This is a genomic window from Streptomyces sp. NPDC006510 (genome assembly GCF_040611955.1).
Classification (GTDB): Bacteria; Actinomycetota; Actinomycetes; order Streptomycetales; family Streptomycetaceae; genus Streptomyces.
Genome location: NZ_JBEXPH010000145.1, coordinates 1 through 21,115 on the forward strand (window position 1 = coordinate 1; position 21,115 = coordinate 21,115).

The 21,115-nt window shown below is 71.4% G+C and carries 18 protein-coding genes and 1 pseudogene; 9 read left to right on the forward strand and 10 right to left on the reverse strand.

Features of this window, described 5'->3' with window-relative positions:
* Positions 1-636 (reverse strand): annotated as a pseudogene (locus tag ABZY11_RS31995) (zf-HC2 domain-containing protein); the annotation flags it as partial.
* A 20-nt stretch (positions 637-656) separates the two neighbouring features.
* Entirely contained in the window at positions 657-1,259 is a 603-nt protein-coding gene (locus ABZY11_RS32000; protein WP_356482497.1) for an RNA polymerase sigma factor, read from the reverse strand.
* A gap of 134 nt (positions 1,260-1,393) precedes the next feature.
* Between ABZY11_RS32000 and ABZY11_RS32005 the strand changes: the two genes are divergently transcribed.
* Entirely contained in the window at positions 1,394-2,197 is an 804-nt protein-coding gene (locus tag ABZY11_RS32005) for a rhomboid-like protein (RefSeq protein WP_356482498.1), read from the forward strand.
* Here the strand turns inward: ABZY11_RS32005 and ABZY11_RS32010 are convergent.
* Entirely contained in the window at positions 2,124-2,951 is an 828-nt protein-coding gene (locus ABZY11_RS32010; protein ID WP_356482499.1) for a nucleotidyltransferase domain-containing protein, read from the reverse strand. The genes ABZY11_RS32005 and ABZY11_RS32010 overlap by 74 nt on opposite strands.
* Before the next feature lie 362 nt (positions 2,952-3,313).
* Between ABZY11_RS32010 and ABZY11_RS32015 the strand changes: the two genes are divergently transcribed.
* Positions 3,314-3,952, forward strand: coding sequence for a LysE family translocator (locus ABZY11_RS32015; RefSeq protein WP_356482513.1), 639 nt, complete (start codon positions 3,314-3,316; stop codon positions 3,950-3,952).
* A 14-nt stretch (positions 3,953-3,966) separates the two neighbouring features.
* Here ABZY11_RS32015 and ABZY11_RS32020 read toward each other — a convergent pair whose 3' ends face one another.
* Entirely contained in the window at positions 3,967-4,749 is a 783-nt protein-coding gene (locus tag ABZY11_RS32020) for a hypothetical protein (protein ID WP_356482500.1), read from the reverse strand.
* The gene (locus tag ABZY11_RS32025; protein ID WP_356482501.1) at positions 4,746-5,396 is read right to left on the reverse strand and encodes a TnsA-like heteromeric transposase endonuclease subunit; all 651 of its coding nucleotides are present in this window, start codon (positions 5,394-5,396) and stop codon (positions 4,746-4,748) included. The genes ABZY11_RS32020 and ABZY11_RS32025 overlap by 4 nt, the downstream gene beginning before the upstream one ends.
* Before the next feature lie 173 nt (positions 5,397-5,569).
* On the opposite strand from ABZY11_RS32025, the gene lon reads away from it, so the two are divergent.
* Positions 5,570-7,990, forward strand: coding sequence for an endopeptidase La (gene lon, locus ABZY11_RS32030; RefSeq protein ID WP_356482502.1), 2,421 nt, complete (start codon positions 5,570-5,572; stop codon positions 7,988-7,990).
* A gap of 249 nt (positions 7,991-8,239) precedes the next feature.
* Here the strand turns inward: lon and ABZY11_RS32035 are convergent, their stop codons facing one another.
* Both ABZY11_RS32035 and ABZY11_RS32040 read right to left on the reverse strand, forming a co-directional pair.
* Positions 8,240-8,998 carry a polysaccharide deacetylase family protein gene (locus tag ABZY11_RS32035; protein ID WP_356482514.1) on the reverse strand — a complete coding sequence of 253 codons (759 nt, stop codon included), beginning with the start codon at positions 8,996-8,998 and terminating at the stop codon, positions 8,240-8,242.
* A gap of 218 nt (positions 8,999-9,216) precedes the next feature.
* Entirely contained in the window at positions 9,217-10,074 is an 858-nt protein-coding gene (locus ABZY11_RS32040; RefSeq protein WP_356482503.1) for a lysozyme, read from the reverse strand.
* Between the two features lie 243 nt (positions 10,075-10,317).
* Between ABZY11_RS32040 and ABZY11_RS32045 the strand changes: the two genes are divergently transcribed.
* Complete coding sequence (locus ABZY11_RS32045; protein ID WP_356482504.1) at positions 10,318-10,800, forward strand: MarR family transcriptional regulator; 483 nt, start codon at positions 10,318-10,320, stop codon at positions 10,798-10,800.
* A gap of 191 nt (positions 10,801-10,991) precedes the next feature.
* Here the strand turns inward: ABZY11_RS32045 and ABZY11_RS32050 are convergent, their stop codons facing one another.
* Complete coding sequence (locus tag ABZY11_RS32050) at positions 10,992-11,777, reverse strand: hypothetical protein (protein ID WP_356482505.1); 786 nt, start codon at positions 11,775-11,777, stop codon at positions 10,992-10,994.
* Between the two features lie 365 nt (positions 11,778-12,142).
* Here ABZY11_RS32050 and ABZY11_RS32055 point away from each other — a divergent pair, with 365 nt between their 5' ends.
* From ABZY11_RS32055 to ABZY11_RS32075, 5 genes are read left to right on the forward strand one after another with little or no spacing between them, the layout of a single operon-like run.
* Entirely contained in the window at positions 12,143-15,055 is a 2,913-nt protein-coding gene (locus ABZY11_RS32055; protein ID WP_356482506.1) for a nitrate- and nitrite sensing domain-containing protein, read from the forward strand.
* Positions 15,052-15,534, forward strand: coding sequence for a roadblock/LC7 domain-containing protein (locus ABZY11_RS32060; protein ID WP_356482507.1), 483 nt, complete (start codon positions 15,052-15,054; stop codon positions 15,532-15,534). Before ABZY11_RS32055 ends, ABZY11_RS32060 begins: the two co-directional genes overlap by 4 nt.
* A complete protein-coding gene (locus tag ABZY11_RS32065) occupies positions 15,531-15,944 on the forward strand; it encodes a DUF742 domain-containing protein (protein ID WP_356482508.1) in 414 nt (137 codons plus the stop codon). The genes ABZY11_RS32060 and ABZY11_RS32065 overlap by 4 nt, the downstream gene beginning before the upstream one ends.
* Complete coding sequence (locus ABZY11_RS32070) at positions 15,925-16,575, forward strand: ATP/GTP-binding protein (protein ID WP_356482509.1); 651 nt, start codon at positions 15,925-15,927, stop codon at positions 16,573-16,575. Before ABZY11_RS32065 ends, ABZY11_RS32070 begins: the two co-directional genes overlap by 20 nt.
* A gap of 22 nt (positions 16,576-16,597) precedes the next feature.
* Positions 16,598-17,845, forward strand: coding sequence for a styrene monooxygenase/indole monooxygenase family protein (locus ABZY11_RS32075; RefSeq protein WP_356482510.1), 1,248 nt, complete (start codon positions 16,598-16,600; stop codon positions 17,843-17,845).
* A gap of 74 nt (positions 17,846-17,919) precedes the next feature.
* Here the strand turns inward: ABZY11_RS32075 and ABZY11_RS32080 are convergent, their stop codons facing one another.
* A complete protein-coding gene (locus ABZY11_RS32080; protein WP_356482511.1) occupies positions 17,920-19,077 on the reverse strand; it encodes a C40 family peptidase in 1,158 nt (385 codons plus the stop codon).
* A gap of 163 nt (positions 19,078-19,240) precedes the next feature.
* On the reverse strand, positions 19,241-21,115 hold a 1,875-nt coding region (locus ABZY11_RS32085), incomplete at its 5' end, for a PQQ-binding-like beta-propeller repeat protein (RefSeq protein WP_356482512.1).

A 21,115-nucleotide genomic window follows, 5' to 3' on the forward strand; every position in this document is an offset into this window, starting at 1 on the left:
CGCCGGGATGCTCACGGCGAGCACGGCGGCGGTTCTGGTCAGCAGCCGCAGCCCGCCGGACGGGGTGGCGGCGGTGATCTCGTGCATCGGGTCCGCGTGCCGGCCGTAGGACAGGGCGACCCCGGCGAGCGGCAGCATCGGCGCGACGACGAGGAGCAGTGGGCGGGCGGTGTCGCCGACCCCGGCCCCGTACGCCAGCACGAGGGCCCCGACCGCCACCAGCAGCAGCGCCAGCAGCCACGGGCCGCGCAGCGCGGGTCCGGCGGACCACAGCAGCCGCCCGGCGCGGGTGACGGCCCCGGGGAAGCGGCGCCGGGCACTGCGGACGGGCCCCAGGTGCCGGGCACTGCGGACGGGCCCCAGGTGCCGGGCTCTGTGGGCGGGCGCCGGGTGCCGGGCTCTGTGGACGGGCCCCCTCGCCGGTATCCCCTCCGCCGCCACCGCGGCCAGCACCCCCGCGCGCACCGCGTCCAGCGCGGCCCCTGTCTCCGGCCGTGCCCGTACCGCCGCCGAGAGCCGGGCCGCGCACTCCCCGCACGCCTCCACGTGCTTCTCGACGGACCACGCGTCCGTCTCCGTCACCGAACCGGCGGCGTACCGCCCGGCCAGCTCCGCGCTCACGTGCCAATGGGGCATGCCACCGCCTCCCGTCCTGGTCATGCCGTTCCTCCCAGCGGTCCGACCTCCGGAACCGACAGTTCCAGTGCGGCGCGCAGCTCTCGTCTGGCCCGCATCGCCCGGGTCTTGACCGTGCCCTCGGGTATGCCGAGGAGCCGGGCCGTCTCGCGGGTCGTCAGCCCGTCGATGACCGTGGCGCGCAGGACCTCCCGCAGCTCGGGCGAGATCCGGTCGAGCGCGGCGCCCACATCCCCGTACTCCAGCCCGGCCAGCACCCGCTCCTCGGCGGACGGCGCGGTGGCGGCCCACTCGTTGCTCCCGGTCCGCTCGGCGCGGTCGGCGAGATCGGTACGGGCGTGCACCCGCTGGGCGTCGACCAGCCGACGCGAGGCGATCACCCACAGCCAGCCGCCGACCCGGGCACCGCGGTGCGATCCGGCGGAGCGCCAGACCGTCACGAAGGTGTCCTGAAGAACCTCCCGTACGGTCTCGGCATCCGCGCACCGTCTGCTCAGCCGGGCCAGCAGCCAGCCGGCGTGCCGGTCGTAGAGCGTCGCCAGGGCCTCCGTATCCCCCTGGGCGACGGCACGCAGCAGGGCCTCGTCGTCCGGGTCCTCCCCCGAGGGGCGCAACAGCTTCACACCTCTTTATCGGGCGACGGACCCGGGCCGGTTCACGGGCGGCGTGTGTGGCTCACGCCATAGACGGCGAGGAGGAAGATCACAGAGGGTAGGACGTTGCTTCGGGGGCTTGTCAGGGAAAGGGGCCTCGCGCGGTGCATCAGCGTACGGACAGGGAGATTTGCGAAGAACCCTCCGCGGCTCCGCTGCTCGACGCCATACCGCGCCAGGGCCGCACGGGCCGCGCCGCGGCCCCGCCGCCACCCCCGGTCCGCAGGGCCTGCCGCGGGCTGCGGCCACTGCCGACACCCACCAGAACCCCGTTCACCTTCGGGTACCTGCTGGTGCTGGTCGCCACGTCACTGTTCATGGAGTACGCCGATCCCGCCACCGTCGCCGCCGTGCTGCGCGAATCGAGCACGGACGTCGCGCACCTCGGCGAGGCCCCGCTGCTCGTCCTGGCCGCCAGCGCCCTGTGGGTCGTCGGCGGACTCGCCTCCCCGATGGTCTTCGTCCTCGCGCTCGTACTGAACGCGCTGGAACGCCGTATCGGGGGATGGCGGACCGCCGCGGTGTTCGTGCTCGGCCATGTCGTGGCGACGCTCGCCACGGAGATCCCGGTCGGGCTCTCCGTGGTCGCCGGGCATCTGCCGGAGTCGTCGCTGCACCGCCTCGACTACGGGATCAGCTTCGGGCTGATGGCGAGCGTGGGCGCGCTCGCCGGGCTGTTCGCCCCGCTGCTGCGGGTGCTGCTGCTCGGCGGGACGGGCGTGATGCTGGCGCTCGATCTGGTCGAGCTGAGCAACCCGCTCGCCGACTGGGGCCATCCGATGGCGCTGCTGCTCGGTGTGGCCTGCTGGCCGCTGCTGCGCCGGGCCGGTGCGGTCAGGGGCGCGGCGCCTTCTCGCCGTGCACCGCGAGGTACTCGGCCGCCAGCCAGGGTGCCAGGTCCTCGATGAGCGTCGTGAGGACGGCCGGGTCGGCGGAGGGGGTGCGGCCGGTGTACGCGGCCAGTCGCATCTGCTCGATCCGCTCCGGGTGGTCCGGGTAGTAGCGGGCGAACACCTCGGCGGACTCGGCCAGGTCGCTGGTCCAGCCGCGCCACCGCGGCATGACCAGGGTGAAGCCGGACCGGACGATCTTGCGGGCGGCGCCGCGGCTGAGGTTCCGGCGTTCGGCGTCCGTGGCGGCTTCGGCGGCCCTGCGCCGCCAGCGGGGCAGCGAGAGAACCAGGTCCCCGTTGGTCTCGCGGGCAAGCAGCGGGGTCGGGCGGTAGCACGGCAGCCCCTCGGCGAGATCTTCCCCCAGCAGCGGGGTGCAGAGACAGGCGAGGAAGAAGCCGAGGTCGTGGCGTTCGAACTCGCTGGTGAGGGTGGCGGCGCGGGCCGACAGGATGCCGACACCGTCGATCTGACCGAACGCGGAGTCCAGGCCGGCCTCCATGGCGCGCACCGCCGCCTCGTCGGCGGCCGTGGGTTCCTCGCGCAGCGCCAGCAGCAGATCCAGATCGGAGACACCGGGAATGGCCGTGCCGCGCGGAATGCTGCCGTAGATGTACGCGCTGTGCAGCCGCGTGCCGTCGAAGACCTCGGCGATCCGGGACCGGGCAGCCTCCACCACGGGGGCGAACGCCGCGGGCACGCGGTCCAGCGAGCCCTCCCGCCGGATCGTCCCGTCCTCGTTCAGCCCTCGGCCGCCGCTGTCGTCGTTCATCCGGGCACTGTGCCCGGATTTCCGGGACGAGCCGAATGATTTTCCGCCCCGCCCCGCCCGGCTCCGCCCCGCCCCGCCCGGCTCCGCCCCGCTTCGGCCGGGCCCGGTGCGGGCGGACGCATGACGCGAGCGCATCTGTCCGGTGCAGCTTGTTGTTGCATCGTGATGGGTGCGGGGCGAAGAGATGGGCTGCGTTGCGGGTCCGGATTCTGTGCAGATTGAGTCTGCGTTTTCCGTGAGTGGCTGCGGCAGGTTCGCGTGTGCGGCCGCACGGACGTGAAGCGGCCCCAGCCTCCGGTGCTCGGACTTGGACGGGGAATACGGCTGGAAGGGCGGTCCCTCCCCGTGTTTGCATGGGCTTCATGGTGTCTACTGACCGTTTGCTCGCCTTCGCGGCCATGTCGTTCTTGCTGATCGTGATTCCCGGCCCCAGCGTGCTGTTCGTGATCGGGCGGGCGCTGGCGCAGGGACGCCGTGCCGCGCTGACCACGGTTGTGGGGAACACGCTCGGCGCCTATGTGCTGATCGTGGCCGTGGCATTCGGGGTCGGGTCGGTGGTGGAGCGCTCGGTTCTTGTCTTCACGGTGCTCAAGCTGGCGGGTGCCGCTTACTTGGTGTTTCTCGGCGTCAAGGCATGGCGTGGCCGTGGGTCGTTGGGGGCAGCGGTCACCGGGGTGGGGGCTGCGCAGAGTGGTCTGCGGACGTTTTGGGAGGGGTTCGCAGTCGGCGTGACGAATCCCAAGACCATCGTGTTCTTCGCCGCCGTGTTGCCGCAGTTCGTTGACCGCGGTCAGGGGCATGTCGCGGTGCAGATGCTGCTGTTGGGCCTGGTCTTCAACATCATTGCTGTGGCGTCCGACATGGTGTGGGGGCTGGTCGCGGCCACTGGCCGGGACTGGTTCGCGCGCTCACCGCAGCGGCTTTCCCTGGTCGGTGGGATCGGCGGGCTCACCATGATCGGGCTCGGTGTCACCGTCGCCGTGACGGGGCGCAAGGACTGATCCGTTCCAGCCGATCACCGGTGCGGGAGGGTGCTGGGGCCACCGCTCGCTTGTAGGCGGGGCCGGAACGGGCTCCGAGAACCAGCGTGTGCTTGCTGCCGTTCGGGGGCGGTGTCGGTCTTCATCTGCTCGTCGACGTGTGCGCTGTGCCAGATCACGCCTTCGAACTTCTCGTAGGCGGGGGTCCATGCGCGGGTGAGGACGGCTTTGACGTGGTTGTGGAAAAACAGGTTCCGGCCTGCGTTGCGGCGGGTGCGGTTGAACCACAGAGCGCTTTTGTCGTGGCGCTGGCGAGCACGGCGGCGCCGCGGATGAGCTGTGACAGGCTGCCGATCAAGCCGCCGGAGCGGTGGTAGAGGTACTCGCTCAGGCCGGGCGGCGTTCCGGGCCGGTGGTGGTGCAGCCGGAGCATGGCCTCCAGGGTGCCGACCAGGGACCATCAGCGAGAAGGCAGCCGGGTCGTATCCGGGGCGCGGCGGAGTACCGAGCGCGGTGCCGGGCGGCAGGCCAGTCTCGATCTCCATCATGTGCCGTTCCCACTCGCGTGCCGCCTCCCGCACCGACTCCGGCAACGTCGCGAGCAACCCGGACGGCTCCACTGCAGGCAGCGGCTCCGTGCCGGTGACAGCGAAGTCCGGCGCCGCCATCAGATACGACGCCGCCACCACCGATTCCGCCCCCGTCGCCGGCCGCAGCCGCACGGACGTGCCGGCGAGCGCCACCACCTGGTGATACCCGTCGTCGTAGGTGACCCAGTCCCCTGGCCGCAACGCCGGCTTGCCCGGACCGGCCGTCACCTCCGCACCCCTGCTGACACCGGCGAGAGAGTATGCAGCGGCACCGACACATCCGCTGTCAGCTCGTGCGACCACAGCAGGTGGAACAGCACCGGCAGCACCCTGATCGAGTCCCCGACCGCCGAGGCCCCGCCCATCACTGGCTGTGGCTCGGCGAACGCCGCCAGCAGCTCGGAGGCCACGGGTTCCAGCCGGTGCCGGGGACGGCCGTAGCCCGCCGGCCAACGCACATTGCGCACAACGATCGCGTCCGGCGCCCCCACCAGCCGGAACTCCCACCCCACCTGGGCGCGGGCTGCCTGCGTCGCCTCGAACTTCATCTCCTCCCAGGGCTTGCGCCGATCCGCCGGACGGCAATCGATCACCACCCCGCCGTTCTCGCGGTGGGCGAAGTAGTCCGGCGCATGCGAGATGCCCTTGCCCGCATCCGACCGCCAGAACAGCCAGAACGGCTGAGACGAGATCCCCACCCCCGATGGGTCGAAGTCCAGCAGCAACACATGATCGCGCTCCAGCCAGGACTCGTACCCGATGTGCCCGCCCACTGTGGACGACCACCACAGGCCCGGCAGATGCCGCTGCCCCTTGTACGACTTGAACGCGCGTACCGGCGCGACGTCCTCGAACCGCACTGCCCAGGCATCCACCAGCGAGCGACGGAACTCAGACCCGCCCTGGTCGGCGTACGCGACCTCGAACCCTTCCGCCGGTGGCCCGGAGACACCGCGCGATCGCTCACAGCGAACACGCTCCGGGGAACAATGGGCGGATCAGGAGCATTGAGTCTGCATAACTCAACTTGACTGCCGAAGGGGAGATCATGGCTACCGATTCCAATGCGGTCACTCCGCTCGCCCTGCCCGTGCTGCCGCTCGACGACGAGGTCGTGCTGCCCGGGATGGTGGTGCCTCTGGACCTCTCCGACACCGATGTACGTGCCGCCGTGGAGGCCGCACAGGCCGCGGCCCGTGACGGCGGCGGCAAGCCCGAAGTGCTTCTGGTGCCGCGGATCGACGGTACGTACACCGGCACCGGTGTCATCGGCACCGTCGAGCAGGTCGGACGGCTTTCGGACGGGGATCCGGGCGCGCTCATCCGCGGCCGGGGCCGGGTGCGGATCGGGGCCGGGACCAGCGGGCCGGGCGCCGCGCTCTGGGTGGAGGGGGCACGGGTCGACGCGGTCGTCCCCGACCCGCTCCCCGGAGCCGCCGCCGAGCTGGTCAAGGAGTACAAGGCGCTCGCCACCAGCTGGCTGAAGAAGCGCGGCGCCTGGCAGGTCGTGGACCGGGTCCAGCAGATCGAGGACATCTCCGCGCTCGCCGACAATTCCGGTTACTCGCCCTTCCTCACCACCGCCCAGAAGGTGCAGCTCCTGGAGACCACGGACGCGGTCGCCCGGCTGAAGCTCGCCATCCAGTGGCTCGGTGAACACCTCGCCGAGCAGGACGTCGCCGAGTCCATCGCCAAGGACGTCCAGGAGGGCGTCGACAAGCAGCAGCGCGAATTCCTGCTGCGACGCCAGCTCGAAGCCGTGCGCAAGGAACTCTCCGAGCTGAACGGCGACCCGGAGGACGAGTCCGACGACTACCGGGCCCGCGTCGAGGCCGCCGACCTTCCCGAGCACGTCCGCGAGGCCGCGCTCAAGGAGGTCGACAAGCTGGAGCGCTCCTCCGACCAGAGCCCCGAGGGCTCCTGGATCAGGACCTGGCTCGACACCGTGCTCGAACTGCCGTGGACCGAGCGGACCGAGGATGCCTACGACATCCGGGGCGCCCAGCGCATCCTCGACGCCGAGCACGCGGGCCTGCAGGACGTGAAGGAGCGCATCACCGAGTACCTGGCCGTCCGCAAGCGGCGTTCCGACCGCGGCCTGGGGGTCGTCGGGGGGCGGCGCGGCGGTGCCGTGCTGGCGCTGGTGGGGCCTCCGGGCGTGGGCAAGACCTCGCTCGGCGAATCCGTCGCACACGCCATGGGCCGCAAGTTCGTCCGCGTCGCGCTCGGCGGTGTGCGGGACGAGGCGGAGATCCGCGGCCACCGGCGTACGTACGTGGGTGCGCTCCCCGGACGTATCGTGCGGGCCATCAAGGAGGCCGGTTCGATGAACCCGGTCGTCCTGCTCGACGAGATCGACAAGGTCGGCTCCGACTTCCGGGGCGACCCGGCGGCCGCCCTCCTCGAAGTCCTCGACCCGGCGCAGAACCACACCTTCCGCGACCACTACCTGGAGGTCGAACTCGACCTCAGCGACGTCGTCTTCCTGGCCACGGCCAATGTGCTCGAAGCCATCCCGGAGGCCCTGCTCGACCGCATGGAGCTGGTCAGGCTCGACGGCTACACCGAGGACGAGAAGGTCGTCATCGCCCGGGACCACCTGCTCCCGCGTCAGCTGGAGCGGGCCGGCCTGGAGAAGGACGAGGTGACGCTCGACGAGTCCGCGCTGCGCAGGCTGGCCGGCGAGTACACCCGTGAAGCGGGCGTACGGAACCTGGAGCGGGCCGTCGCCCGGCTGCTCCGCAAGGTCGCGGCCCAGCACGAACTGGGCGACCGGGAGCTCCCGTTCACGGTCACCGATGCGGATCTGCGCGCTCTGATCGGACGGCCGCACCACGTCCCCGAGTCCGCCCAGGACCCGGCCGAGCGCCGCACCTCGGTGCCCGGTGTGGCCACCGGACTCGCGGTGACCGGCGCGGGCGGCGACGTGCTGTTCGTGGAGGCGTCGCTGGCCGACCCGGAGACCGGGGCATCCGGACTGACCCTCACCGGTCAGCTCGGCGACGTCATGAAGGAGTCCGCGCAGATCGCGCTGAGCTTCCTGCGGTCGCACGGCGCGGAGCTGGAGCTGCCGGTCGCGGACCTGAAGGACCGCGGCGTGCACATCCACTTCCCGGCGGGCGCGGTCCCGAAGGACGGCCCGAGCGCCGGTATCACCATGACGACGGCGCTGGCCTCGCTGCTCTCCGGACGGCTGGTCCGTACGGACGTGGCGATGACCGGTGAGGTCTCGCTGACCGGACGGGTGCTGCCGATCGGCGGGCTGAAACAGAAGCTGCTGGCCGCGCACCGCGCCGGCATCACCACCGTGGTGATCCCGAAGCGGAACGAGGCCGACCTGGACGACGTCCCCGCCGAGGTCCTGGACACACTGGAGGTCCACCCGGTGACCGACGTCCGCCAGGTCCTGGAGATCGCCCTGGCCCCGGCCGAGGCCCGGACCGGGGAGCGGATCCCGGCCGCGGCGTAGCCGCCACGGCGTGACGGACGTGGCACCACGTACGCGACCGGTACGGACGGCCCGCCTTCCCGGCAACGGGTGGGCGGGCCGTTCCGCGTCCCCGGCCGACGGGGACACCGGCATCCGTACCGGTGTCCACACCTCCGGCCACCCCCGCAGCGTCGCCTGCGCCCCCGCCTGGAAACGCGTCTCGCCCCCGGCGCATCCAGCAGCACGTTGATCCGGGGCCGGGGGCCCTGCCGGTTTCCCGCCCTTGGCTCAGGGGCGGTAGATGGTCCCCGGGACCGGTTCGGCGGGCGCCATCAACTGCGGGACGGTGACGAAGGTGTAGCCCTGCTTCTTCAGTTCGTCGATGATGCCCGGCACCGCGGGCACCGTGCCCTTGTAGATGTCGTGCAGCAGGATGACGCCGTCCTTGCTCGCCTGGTCCAGGATGCGCTTCTTGATCAGCGCCGAGTCGGTCGTGGAGTAGTCCTTCGCGGTGGCGCTCCACAGGACCTGGGAGAGCCCGAGGTCCCTGCTGATGTCCGAGACGGTGTCGTCGGTGCGGCCCTGCGGCGGGCGCATGAGGCGCGGCTTCTTGCCGGTTATCTCCGCTATCGCGTCCTGCGTCTTCTTCAGCTCGGCACGTATGTCGGCCGGCTTCTGGTCCGTCAGGATCTTGTGGGTCCAGGTGTGGTTGGCCACCTCGTGCCCCTCGGCGGCGATCCTGCGCACGGTGTCGGGGTGCTTCTTGACGTGGTTCTTGCCGAGCAGGAAGAAGGTCGCGTGCACCTTCTTCTCCTTGAGGATGTCCAGCAGGTGCGGGGTGTCCTCGCCCGGCCCCGCGTCGAAGGTCAGCGCTATGCACTTCGCCTTGCGGCAGTCGACCGGGCCGAAGGAGCCCTTGGCGTCGGAGCCCGCGTCACCGCGTGCCGAGGCGGGCGCGGTGGTCTGCATGGAGCAGCCGCTCAGCGTGAGGGTGAGTGCCGTCACAAGGGCCGCGGCCAACCCCGTACCGATCGACTTCGTCTTCATGGACAAGGCGGGTCACTCCTCCGTAGCTGAACAGGACGCACGATGTGCGGCAGAGAAGGACTATACATAGTGCGTATACATGCGGTGTATAGAGGGGGGTCCGCTGCCGTTCCCGAGGGCGGAATCCCTGGTCGTAGGCGTGAAAAGGGGAGAGCCCCGGCGAGTGACCGGGGCTCTGCTGAGTGAAGCGGTGGGGCGCGACGATGCGGCGGCCGGACTCAGCCGTTGGCGAGAGCCTGCACGCGGTCGAGGGCGCCGTTGAAGCGGTCGTGGTCGCCGACGTAGGGACCGGACGAGGTGTACTGCCACATCGTGTAGAAGGCCCAGCCGGCCGGGAGCTCACCGACCGTGGAGGCGTAGCGGGCCACCCACAGCGGGTTGGTGGTGCCGAAGCTGGCGTTGTTCCCGGTGCAGGTCTTCCACCAGCTGGTCGCGGTGTAGATGACCGCGTCGCGTCCGGTGCGCGCCTTGTACGTGTTCACGAAGTCGCGGATCCACGAGACCATGCCGGCCGCGGTCTTGCCGAAGCACTGGTCGCCGTACGGGTTCCACTCGATGTCGAGCACGCCGGGCAGCGTCTTGCCGTCCCGTGACCAGCCGCCCCCGTTGTCCACGAAGTAGTTGGCCTGGGTGGCGCCGCTCGTGGTGTTCGGGGTGGCGAAGTGGTACGAGCCCCGGATCATGCCGATGTTGTACGAGCCGTTGTACTGCTGGGTGAAGTAGTCGTTCTTGTAGTACGTGCCCTCGGTGGCCTTGACGTAGGCCCACTTCACACCGCTGTTCCAGAGCGTCGACCAGGCGACGTTGCCCTGGTGGCCGGAGACGTCGACGCCTTCGGTCTGGACGGCGAGGGTGTTCCCCGGCAGTCCGTCCTGGCCGTCGTGGGCGATGACGCCCATGCCCATCGTGGCCGTACCGCGGGCGGGCTTCTTGGCGGCTGCCGCCGCGTCATGGGTGCCGGCGGCGCTCGCCGCGCCGGGCAGGGTGAGGAGCAGGGAGAGGGCTGCGAGCAGGGTTCCGGCCGCCGCGAAGCGCGAGCGGCGGGACGTCTTGGAAGTGGATCTGAGCACCGGCATGGGGAGTGCCTCCGAGGACGTGGTGGGGGGACGTGCTGATCCCAGGGGGACGCAGGGCGCACCCCTGTCGGCATGTAATGGTGTGAACATGCCAGGCATGACGCTACGCACGTAGACCCGTGCTGCGGAAGGGGGCCTGGTCGCTGCCGTTGGTCTACGCCTGCGAAATACTGACGGAGCTGCGGCGATGACCAGCGGCGAAAGAAATTTTCAGCGACAGGAAAGCTCACGAGGGGTGTTGACGTGCACGGGAGCGAAAGCGGTAGTGAACCCGGCGCGACCGGGGGGAGTGGTGTGGACCACGCATTCCTTGCCCTGGAGCGGGAGTTGGCCGTCTTTCTGCGCCGGGCACGGGCCAATTCCGGGGAGATGGCGCGCGAGGTCCACCCGGAACTGGAGGCCGCCGCGTACGGACTGCTCGTCCGGCTGGAGTCGGCCGGGCAGCAGCGGGCCACCGATCTCGCGGCCTACTTCGGGGTGGGCAAGGCGACCATGAGCCGTCAACTGCGCGCCCTGGAAGACCTCGGACTGGTGGCCCGTGAACCCGATCCGGCCGACGGCCGGGCCTTTCTCGTCCGCCTCACCGCCGAGGGGCTGGCCCGCTACCGCAGTGTGCGCGACGCCCGCCGTGAGCGCTATGTCCGCAAGCTCGACGACTGGGACCGGGCCGAGGTGGCCGAACTGGCCCGGCTGCTGCACCACTTGAACGCCCGCGCCGAGGACTGACGCCCCATCGGGCCGAGGGCTGACGTGCGCCGGGCAGGGGCTGACGCCTCATCGGGTCGGGATCTGATTTTTTTGTGCGCTCGGCGGAGATTGACGCCTCATCAGGTCAGGGGCTTACGTCCTCCGGGCGGGGGCTGACGCCCCATCGGATCGATAACCGACGCGCGCCGGGACGGCCTCCCGGTGCGCCGTCACAGCACCGCGTAGACCGCCGTCGCGTCGTCGTGGGTCTTGCTGCGGCGCAGCCGCCTGCGCTCGGTGTCCGCGTCCTCCAAGGCCCTGACCCGGTCGATCAGCCCCTGCGTGCCTTCCTTGTGGAGAACCGCGAGGCAGTCCGCCCAGTCGCCCTCGTGGAACATCTCGGTCCAGCGGGCCGCCCCGTCGGTCAGCGCGGCGATCGCCCGCACCTGGTCGAGCGGGGTGCGTCCGGTGACCGCGCGGGCCGCCACGGAGGGGTCGGCGGCGGCGGTGAAGAAGCCGCCCTCCTTGTTCCGCAGCCGGGTGTCGGTGATCTCCTCGGAGCTCAGCGAGCCGGGCGGCAGGCGGTCGAGCCGGTCGTCGAGCAGGGGGCGCACGCTCCCGTCGTATGCCTCGAACAGCAGTACGGAATCGGAGAGCACCAGGTGTTCGACCTCGCGGTCGTCCCAGCGCGCCATGACGACCGTGGCCTGAGGAGTCCGTACGTGAGAAAGGTCACACAGGGGGCGGTGCGTGTCGGCGGTGCGTCGGATGGACACTGCCAGGATCTCCTGAAGGGTCAGATCCCGCCGCGAACCGGACAGTTCGGCCAGTGCGCCGCCCAGCCGGGCGGTGAACCAGGGGACCGAGTGCACACAACCGTCGTCACCCCGGGGCGGGGTCACCCCGTCGAGCAGGATCAGCGCCCCGCCCTGGCCGGAAGCGGGAAGCGCGGTGGCGGCCCAGTCCTCGTTCGGGCGTTCCGGGCTGCCGGCGACGGTGGCCAGTTCGATGCGCATACGGCCAGTCTGCACGACGCCTTCACGAGCCCTGCACCCGACCGGGATTGGCCTGCACCAGCAGGTCAGGCGAGTGTCCGGAGCGGAAGGAATGACTCCGTGGGGCGTGCGGGCGGGCATCCTGCCAAAGCCTGCGCGGAAGTTCCAGCCGACGGACCAGGTGTGACCGAGGGGCCCCCGGGGCAAACTTGTTCGCCAACTCTGGAGTGATGTTCACTCGTTCAGGTGGCGGAGTCGTCGATGCGCGCCCCCTTCTCAAAAGCACTGGAATGGTCGGAAGCCGTACCAGGGGTCGGGGCGCTCGTTACATGTGACCGTGCGTCACCTCTGCTTCAAGGGCGGACGAGTCAAGATTGCGAGCACCGGTGCAGAAGAAGCGGCCTCGGAGCAAGGGCGGCAAGCGGAGCGGTTCCGGGGTGACGCCACCGGCACCTGCCGAGAGCGAGGGCACCCGGCGCACCGTGCGCGTGCGGAGCCGGCTGGTCGCCGGCGTCGCGGTGGTCGGTATCACCGTCATCGCCGCGGGCACGCCCGCGATCCTCGCCGCCTCCTCCGAACTGAACGAATCGCAACGGCTGGTCACCCTCGCCGAGCTGAACCAGCAGGCCATCGCGCTCGCCCACGCCCTCGCGGACGAGCGCGACGAGGTCACCACCCGGATCGCGGCCGGAAGTGACGAGGCGTCCGGCGCGACGGACGGCAAGGACGACTCCCGCAGCGCCCGCGTCGACCAGAAGGTCGACGAGATCCGGGGCGCGGCCCCGGCCGCGCTGCGCCGCGACCTCTCCACCGTCCCGTCCCTGCGCCGCGACGCGCTCAGCGGCAAGGGCACGGCACTGGAGGCCCACCAGGCCTACTCCGAGGTCATCGCCAAGCTCCACGCGCTGGCCGACGAGCTCGCCGAGAAGACCCCGCCGCGCGCGGCCGAGGCCACCCGCGCCCCGCTCGCCCTCGGCCAGGCCACCGAGCAGGCCTCCGCCACCCGCGGGCTGCTGATCGCCGCGCTCTCGGTGCCCCGCAAGGTCACGGTCCCGCAGATCGACCCGGTGACCGGACTGCCGATGCAGCCCCAGGACGGCGGCAGCGACAAGGACGCCCGCACCCGTGACGAGCTGAGCACCGCCGCCCAGCAGGCCCGGGTCCGCGAACTCGCCTCGCTCGCCGACTTCGACCAGGCCGCGGGCTCCACCGCCCGCGACAAGCTGTCGTCCACCGTCACCGGGCCCGAGGTCAACAGCGCGGAGAAGTACCTCAACTCCCTCACCGACCGCCCCGAGCTGTCGGACTCCGACCAGCGGACCAACCGCAAGAAGGCCGAGGCGGCGCTCTCCGCGCGGATCGACCGGATGCGGAGCGTCGAGTCGGCCCTCGGCACCGAACAGATCCAGCGCCTGGAGCAGCTGCGCGACGACGACGTCACCGCGCTCGAACTGCGCATCGCGCTGCTCGGCGGCTGCCTGCTGATCGCCGTCGGCGTCTCCACCGCCGTGGCCCGCACGCTCACCCAGCCGCTCGCCGTCCTGCGGATCGGCGCCGCCCGCCTCGCCACCGAGCCCGACACCGCCGAACCGGTCCGCTACACCGGCCGCAACGACGAGTTCGCCCAGGTCGTACGGTCCCTCAACAGCCTGCACGGCAGGCTCCAGGGACTCCTCCACGAGTTCAACGGCCGCTTCGAGAGCCTGCAGAGCGAGCGCGGCGAGCTGATCGCCGGACGTGAGGCCCTCACCCTCCAGCGCGCCGAGCTCCAGGTCCTGGCCTCCGACCTCGGCGCCCAGCTGGAGCGGCTGAAGAACACGGTCCACCACACCTTCGTCAACCTCTCGCTGCGCACCCTCGGCCTCGTCGAGCGCCAGCTCGGGGTCATCGAGAGCCTGGAGGAGCGGGAGCACGACCCGGAGCGGCTCGCCACCCTCTTCAAGCTCGACCACATGGCCACCGTCATGCGCAGGCACAGCGAGAACATGCTGGTCCTCGCGGGCGCCGAGCACGGCCACGGGCACGCCGGACCGATCCCGCTGGTCGACGTGTTGCGCGCGGCCGTGTCGGAGATCGAGCGGTACGAGCGGGTCACCATCCAGTCCCTGCCGCCGCACGCCCAGATCGCCGGCTTCGCCGCCGACGACCTCAGCCACCTCGTCGCCGAACTCCTGGAGAACGCCACCTCCTTCTCGCCGCCCGACTCCCATGTCCAGCTCTCCGGCTGGCTGCTGGAGAGCGGCGAGGTGATGCTCTCCGTCCAGGACGAGGGCATCGGGATGTCGGCCGTGCGGATGGGCGAGCTCAACACCCGGCTGGGCGACCCCACTCTGTTCGAGGCGGGTGAGCAGAGTGCCGACGGGGCCGGGCTCGGCCTCCAGGTCACCTCCCTGCTGGCCGCGCGCCACGGCGTGCGGGTCCAACTGCGCGACCACAAGGGCAGCGGGGTCACGGCGGTCGTCGTACTGCCCCAGACCCTGCTGCCGAAGGCGCCCCCGGCCGCCACCCCGCCGCCGGTGCGGGTCTCCGGGGAGGCGCCCGCGCTGAACCTCCCGGGATCGGTCGCCGAGGCCAACTCCAACGCGCTGCCGAGCCGTGGCCTCGCCATGCCCGGTGACCCGCTGATCGCCGCCGCCGAGCAGACGATCCGCGAGTCGGAGGCCGGGTCGGCGCCCGCCGCCCCCGAGCCCGCCCCGGCCGGAGCGCAGGCCCCGGCCGAGACGGAGGCCGAGGTCACGATGCAGGTCCGGCTCCCGGTGGTGCCGGAGTTCGTGGACGCCCCCGAGATCGAGGCGCCCGACCCGTACGCCATCGGCCCCGACCGCCATGAGCGCGCCACGGACGAGGTCCCGGAGCCGCACACCGCCGCCCCGGCCCCGGCCCCCGCGCCCGCCCCGGCACCCACGCCCCTGGCCGACGCACTGCCCGGTCCCCGGCAGCCGGAGGAGCAGCAGACCGAGCCCCAGCAGACCGGCGAGCGCATCACGGACAAGGGGCTGCCCAAGCGCACCCCCAAGGTCGTCAAGCCCACCACGGCACCCACCACCGAGCGCAAGGGCAACCTGGACAAGGAGGCGCTGCGCCGCCGGCTCGGCGGCTTCCACCAGGGCGCCAAGAACGGCCGCCGGGATGTCGAGGCGGAGATCGCCGAGATCACAGCCACCCAGTCGCTCCCGGGAACGACCGCACCCGGTGGGCACCCCGCACACACCGCACACAGTGAGGCGGTCGGCCACGACGGCGGCCGGACCGTTCGGACGGATGAGACGGGGGACACAGTCGAGGAGGCACGCAGTTGACTGCGCCCAGCACATTCGGGCTGAGTACCGAGGCCCGTAACCTTCACTGGTTGCTGAGCAATCTGGTGGAGGAGGTGCCAGGGGTCCACTCGGTCACCGTCGTCTCGTCCGACGGACTGATGCTGCTCTCCTCGGACCCCGGCCATCTGATCACCCGGACCGGCGGCGGTGGGCAGGGCGGTCCCAAGGGCTCCAGCGCCGACCTGGCGACCATCGTCTCCGGCATCGGCAGCCTCACCATCGGCGCCGCCAAGCTGATGGACGGGGGCGGCGTCAAGCAGACGATGGTCGCCATGGACGAGGGCAGCGTCTTCGTCATGTCGATCAGCGACGGCTCGCTGCTCGGTGTGCATGCCACCCCGGACTGCGACATGAGCGTCATCGCCTACCACATGGCGCTCTTCGTCGGCCGAGCCGGACACGTACTCACCCCCGAACTCCGCAGTGAACTGCGCAAATCGATGGAGAGCACCCAGTGAAGCCCGCTGCTGAATCCGCCCGCAGGCTCCCCGTCCGCGGGTCCGACCGAAGGCCCGCGCGGGTCCGCCCGTACTCGCTCACCGGCGGACGCACCCGCTTCGGCCACGTCCTGCTCGTCGAGACGTTCGTCGCCGCGCTCGAAGCGCCCGAGGAGCGCCGTGAGCTGACCAACGGCAACCTGGCCGGCCGCGTCATGCCGGAGCTCCAGGCCATCGTCGAAATCTGCCGCCGGATGCGTACGGTCGCGGAGATCTCGGCCCTGTTGAAGATGCCGCTCGGCGTGGTCCGGGTGCTGCTCAGCGACTTGGCCGACCAAGGAAAGATCCGCGTGTACGGGACCGGTCACGGCACCGGCCAGCCCGACCGCGCACTGCTCGAAAGGGTGCTCAATGGACTCCGCCGTCTCTGAGTCGCCGCTCTTCGCCCCGCGTCAGCCGGGCGCCAAGGACCAGGCCGAGGAATCGATCCAGGCCTGGCAGCTGGACCACACCAGGGCCCCGATCGCCACGAAGATCGTGGTCGCCGGCGGGTTCGGCGTGGGCAAGACGACATTCGTCGGGTCGGTCTCCGAGATCACCCCGCTGAAGACCGAAGCGATGATGACCCAGGCCAGCGAGGAGACCGACGATCTCTCCGCGACGCCCGACAAGGTCACCACGACCGTCGCGATGGACTTCGGCCGGCTCACGCTCGACGACGACCTCGTGCTGTACGTGTTCGGCACCCCGGGCCAGCAGCGCTTCTGGTTCATGTGGGACGACCTGGTGCGCGGCGCGATCGGCGCGGTCGTGATGGCCGACACCCGCCGGCTCGCCGACTGCTTCCCCGCCCTCGACTACTTCGAGAGCTGTGGGCTGCCGTACATCGTGGCCGTCAACCACTTCGAGGGAACACCCGGGTTCGAGGCCGAAGACGTCCGGGAGGCCCTGACCGTGCCCCCGCACGTGCCTGTTGTGATCATGGACGCACGTAACAGGATCACCGTCGTCGAGTCGCTGCTGGCCCTGGTGGGCCACGCACTCGACGCAACCCCGGCCTAGCCACACACAACGGAGAACCGCGATGCGGAAGATACTCATAGTCGGAGCCGGTCAGTCCGGTCTCCAGCTGGCCCTCGGACTTCAGTCCCACGGGTACGAAGTCACCCTGATGTCCAACCGCACCGCCGACGAGGTCCGCTCCGGCCGGGTCATGTCGACGCAGTGCATGTTCCACACCGCGCTCCAGTACGAGCGTGACTACCAGCTCAACTTCTGGGAGTCCCAGGCCCCGCGCATCGAGGGCCTCGGCGTCTCCGTCGCGGCGCCGGACTCCTCGCGCGCCGTCGACTGGGTCGGCAAGCTGGACGGCTTCGCCCAGTCCATCGACCAGCGCGTGAAGATGGCCGGCTGGATGGAGACCTTCGCCCAGCGCGGCGGACAGCTCGTCATCCACGGCGCGGCCGTCTCCGACCTGGACTACTTCTCCCGTACGTACGACCTGGTGATGGTCTCCGCGGGCAAGGGCGAGCTGGTCTCCATGTTCGGCCGGGACGCCTCCCGTTCGCCGTTCGACACCCCGCAGCGCGCCCTGGCCGTCGCGTACGTCCACGGCATGGGCCCGCGCCCCGAACACCCCGAGTTCGACGCGGTCCGCTGCAACCTGGTCCCCGGCGTCGGCGAACTCTTCGTGATGCCGACCCTGACCACGTCCGGCCGCGCCGACATCCTGTTCTGGGAGGGCGTCCCGGGCGGCCCGCTCGACGTGTTCCAGGGCATCAAGGACCCCTCCGAGCACCTCGCCAAGACGCTGGAGCTCATGGAGCGGTTCCTGCCGTGGGAGTACGCCCGCGCCACCAAGGTCGAACTGACCGATGCCAACGGCACCCTGGCGGGCCGCTACGCCCCGACCGTCCGCAAGCCGATCGGCCGGCTGCCCGGCGGCGGTCTGGTCCTCGGCGTGGGGGACGTGGTCGTCGCCAACGACCCGATCACCGGCCAGGGCTCCAACACGGCCTCCAAGTGTGCGAACTCCTACCTGAACTCGATCCTTGAGCACGGCGACCGCGAGTTCGACGCGGAGTGGATGCAGGCCACGTTCGACCGGCACTGGGAGACCACGCAGCACGTCGTGAAGTGGACCAACGCGATGCTCGGCGTACCGCCGGAGCACGTGCTGAACCTGATCGGCGCCGCCGGCCAGCTCCAGCCGGTCGCCGACCGCTTCGCCAACGGCTTCAACAACCCGGCGGACTTCGACAACTTCTTCTTCGACCCGGAGAAGACCAACGCGTACCTCGCCGAGGTCTCCGGGGCGGCGCAGACCGCCTGAACACCGCGGCAGGGCCGGGTCCGTCGGGCATCCGACCGGATCCGGCCCCTGCCGGCGTTCCGTTCCCCCGCCGTTTACTGCCCGGAGGCCGACGGGGCCGACGACGAGCTGTACCCCGTGTCCGAGCCCGAGGTGGCCCCCTGCGGGAGCTGCGGCGGCCTGTACGAGGACAGCGGCGCGCTCCGCGGGTCCGGCCGTACGGCGCCGAGCAGCGGATTCGACGCCACCGGCGAGACCTTCACCCGGGAGCCCGGCCGGGGTGCCTGCACCACCAGACCGTTGCCGATGTACAGCGCCACATGGGTGGCCTTCGGGAAGTAGATCACCAGGTCACCCGGGCGCAGCGCGTTCACCGGGACCTTCCGCAGCTGCCGCCACTGCTCCTGCGACGTCCGCGGGATGACCTGGCCCGCCTTCGCCCAGGCCTGCGAGGTGAGCCCCGAGCAGTCGAACGAGTCCGGTCCCTCCGCGCCCCACACGTACGGCTTGCCGACCTGGTCGATCGCGTACTTCACCGCCTCGCCGCCCGCTTCGGACGGCGGCCTCGTCGAGGACAGTGCCCCCGAGGCGACCAGGGTGCCCTGTGCCTTCCTCACGTCCCGCTGTTCGAGCCGGGACAGCTCGGTGAGCTGTGTGCCGGAGAGCGTGGCCAGCATCGACTCGACGGCCTTCAGCCGCGACCGGACCGTGTCCCGCTGCTTCTTCTGCTTCGCGGCCAGGACCTGCTGCCGGTCGAGCACCTTGCGGGACTCGGTCGCCAGCTCGGCGGCGCGCTTCTCCGCACCGGTGAGCCGCTTCACCGTCGCCGCCCGTCCGGCCGCCGCACGCCGGATCATGTGTTCCTGGTCCAGGAGGTGTTCGGGGTCCCGGGACAGCAGGAGCCGCATGTACGCGGAGAAGTCGGACCGGCCCTGGTACTGCTCCCGGGCCAGTTGCCCGGCCTCGTCGCGGCTGTCGGCCAGCGCGGTCCGGGTGACGACGAGAGCGGCGTCGAGCTTCTTCGCCTGTGCCGCGCGCTTCTTCAGCTCCGCGGCGGTCCCGTTGTATGTTTCGGTGGCCTCCTCGGCCTGCTGGTACAGCTTCCGCAGCTCGGACAGGAGCTGGGCGACGCTTCCCTTCGCACCCGCGGGCGCCGCGGGGTCCGGGGCCACGGGCGCGGCGGCCGCCGGCGAGGCCACGACGGCCGCGGCCAGAGCCGCGGTGCAGACCGCACGCAAGACTCCGCCTGACACGACATCACCTCCGGTGACGGGGCGATCACGGGGCTACCCCATAAGTGAGCGCAACGTGTCAATACGGTCACCCGGTGTCCGGAGATGCAAGAACCGCGCGGTGTGGCGGCAGCCGGGTTCGCCCGGACGCCCTACGAGGTCCTGGGCCGTGCGCGGATCCGGCCTAGGAGACCGGGAACGCGTAGAAGATCCGGTCGCGTTGCACGACGGCCGTTCGCCCGGCTGCCAGTACCCGGTACGGGGCGGTGACCGTGGGTCCCTTCGGGTCCTGGGCGCCGATGTCCTGGAACTTCCACAGCCGCCGCCCGTCCTCGGCGGCGAACGCGGTGACCTGGGATCCGTCCGCGGCCAGCAGCGTACGACCGGTCGTGCTGAGGGTGACGGCGGGTGCGGCGGTGCCGATCGCCGCCTCCGTCGAACGCCGCCAGCGCAGCCGCCCGGTCTCCCGCTCGACCGCGCCCACTTCCTGGTTGCGGTTGGTGGTGTGCAGTACGGTCCCGGTGACGACAGGGGTGCCGTACGGGGTGCCGCCGGTGCCGTTCAGTGTCCACTTCGGCTTGCCGGCCGGGGTCTCGAACGCCTGGAGGCCGTCGCCCACCGCCGCGTACAGCAGGCCCCGCTCGTCGCCCATGGCCGCCGCGTCCGGGGCGACCGTGCCGAACTGCTTGCTCCACAGCGCCTTGCCGGTCTTGCGGTCGAAGCTCCGGAACACCGCCTTGCCCTTGGCGGCCCTGACGTCGCCGGGGGCGAGGGTGGCCGGGCTCTGACGTACCACCAGGTCGTCCTGCCGGACCGCGATCAGCCGGTGTACGGGGGTGGCGGGGCCGCGTCCGGCGGGTACGGGGGTCCGCCACAGCTGCTCGCGCCGCACGATGTCGTACGCGAAGAGATAGGCCCGCACGACCTGCTTGTCCTTGCCGCGCTTCTTGCCCTTCTTCGGCGGCGGGGCCTTGACGGTGACCTTCTCGGAGCCGGTGAACCAGATCACCGGCCCGGACGAGCCGACGATCTCCGGCGCCGAGAGCTTCGGCGTCCCGGGGGACAGGTCGGCGTGATCCACCCGGTGCGCGGTCTTTCCGTCCTTCGGCGACAGCCAGAGGAACCCGGACGGGCCGGCGACGAAGCAGAGATCCTTCCCGGCGGGGAGGGCGGCGCTCCCCTCGGCGGCGTCCGCGTTCTGCCAGGCCCGGAGTCCGGTGCGCAGGTCCACGGCGGTCGCGCCGTTCTTGCCGGTGAGCACCAGCAGCCGCTCGTTCCAGACGGCGGCGGTGAGCGGCGCCGGTTGGGCCGCCGGGTGGGTGTACACCCAGCGGGGTTGCGGCGGCAGTCCCGCGACGGTGGGACCGCTGCGGCTCGGCGCGGGCTTGGGGTCGTCGCTCGTCCCGCCGTCACCTCCTCCCAGCGCGAGCGCACCGCCCCCGCCGACAACCAACCCGGCGGCCCCGGCGGCGAGCCCGATCAGCAGACCACGCCGGTCGACGGCGGGGGAGGCGGACCGGGTGGAGGAGGGGGCGGCGGCGCGATTCGTGGGGATCGGCAGCGGGCGGGGAGTCACCGGAACCATGGGCGGGGGCACGGCGGGCACCCCGCCGGACAGCGCCGGAGCGGGTCCGGCGGGGAGGGCCGGGGCCGGGGCGGGGGCGGCGGGGCGTCCGGTGAGTTCGGGCGGGACGGACAGCTGGGTCGTCGGCCGGTCGGTCGTCGGGACATGGCGCCCGACGTCCCCGAGCTGAGTGGTCTGCGTGTCCGGGGCCGGGACAGGAACAGGAACAGGAGCCGGGACCGGGGCAGGTTCGACGGCGAGTCCGGGGGCGGGTGCGCCGGCCGGTGCGCCCGGCGGTGTGTCGACCGGCTCGGCGACAGCATCCTTGGCGGATCCGTCCACCGGCCCGTCGACAGCGCCTTCGGCGGATCCGTCCACCGGTCCGTCCACCGGCCGGCCGGTCGCGGCCGTCTCCCGTGCCCGTACCCCCTGCTCCGCCACCGCGGCAGCCAGCCGCTCCGGCAGCCAGCCGCCCTTCGCCAGGCCCGCCGCCCC

Bases quoted from the DNA above. Each gene is read 5' to 3' on its own strand.
- ABZY11_RS32010 (WP_356482499.1), bottom strand. From the start codon at position 2,951: ATGAACGACGACAGCGGCGGCCGAGGGCTGAACGAGGACGGGACGATC.
- ABZY11_RS32015 (WP_356482513.1), top strand. From the start codon at position 3,314: ATGGTGTCTACTGACCGTTTGCTCGCCTTCGCGGCCATGTCGTTCTTG.
- lon (WP_356482502.1), top strand. From the start codon at position 5,570: ATGGCTACCGATTCCAATGCGGTCACTCCGCTCGCCCTGCCCGTGCTG.
- ABZY11_RS32035 (WP_356482514.1), bottom strand. From the start codon at position 8,998: ATGAAGACGAAGTCGATCGGTACGGGGTTGGCCGCGGCCCTTGTGACG.
- ABZY11_RS32040 (WP_356482503.1), bottom strand. From the start codon at position 10,074: ATGCCGGTGCTCAGATCCACTTCCAAGACGTCCCGCCGCTCGCGCTTC.
- ABZY11_RS32050 (WP_356482505.1), bottom strand. From the start codon at position 11,777: ATGCGCATCGAACTGGCCACCGTCGCCGGCAGCCCGGAACGCCCGAAC.
- ABZY11_RS32070 (WP_356482509.1), top strand. From the start codon at position 15,925: ATGGACTCCGCCGTCTCTGAGTCGCCGCTCTTCGCCCCGCGTCAGCCG.
- ABZY11_RS32075 (WP_356482510.1), top strand. From the start codon at position 16,598: ATGCGGAAGATACTCATAGTCGGAGCCGGTCAGTCCGGTCTCCAGCTG.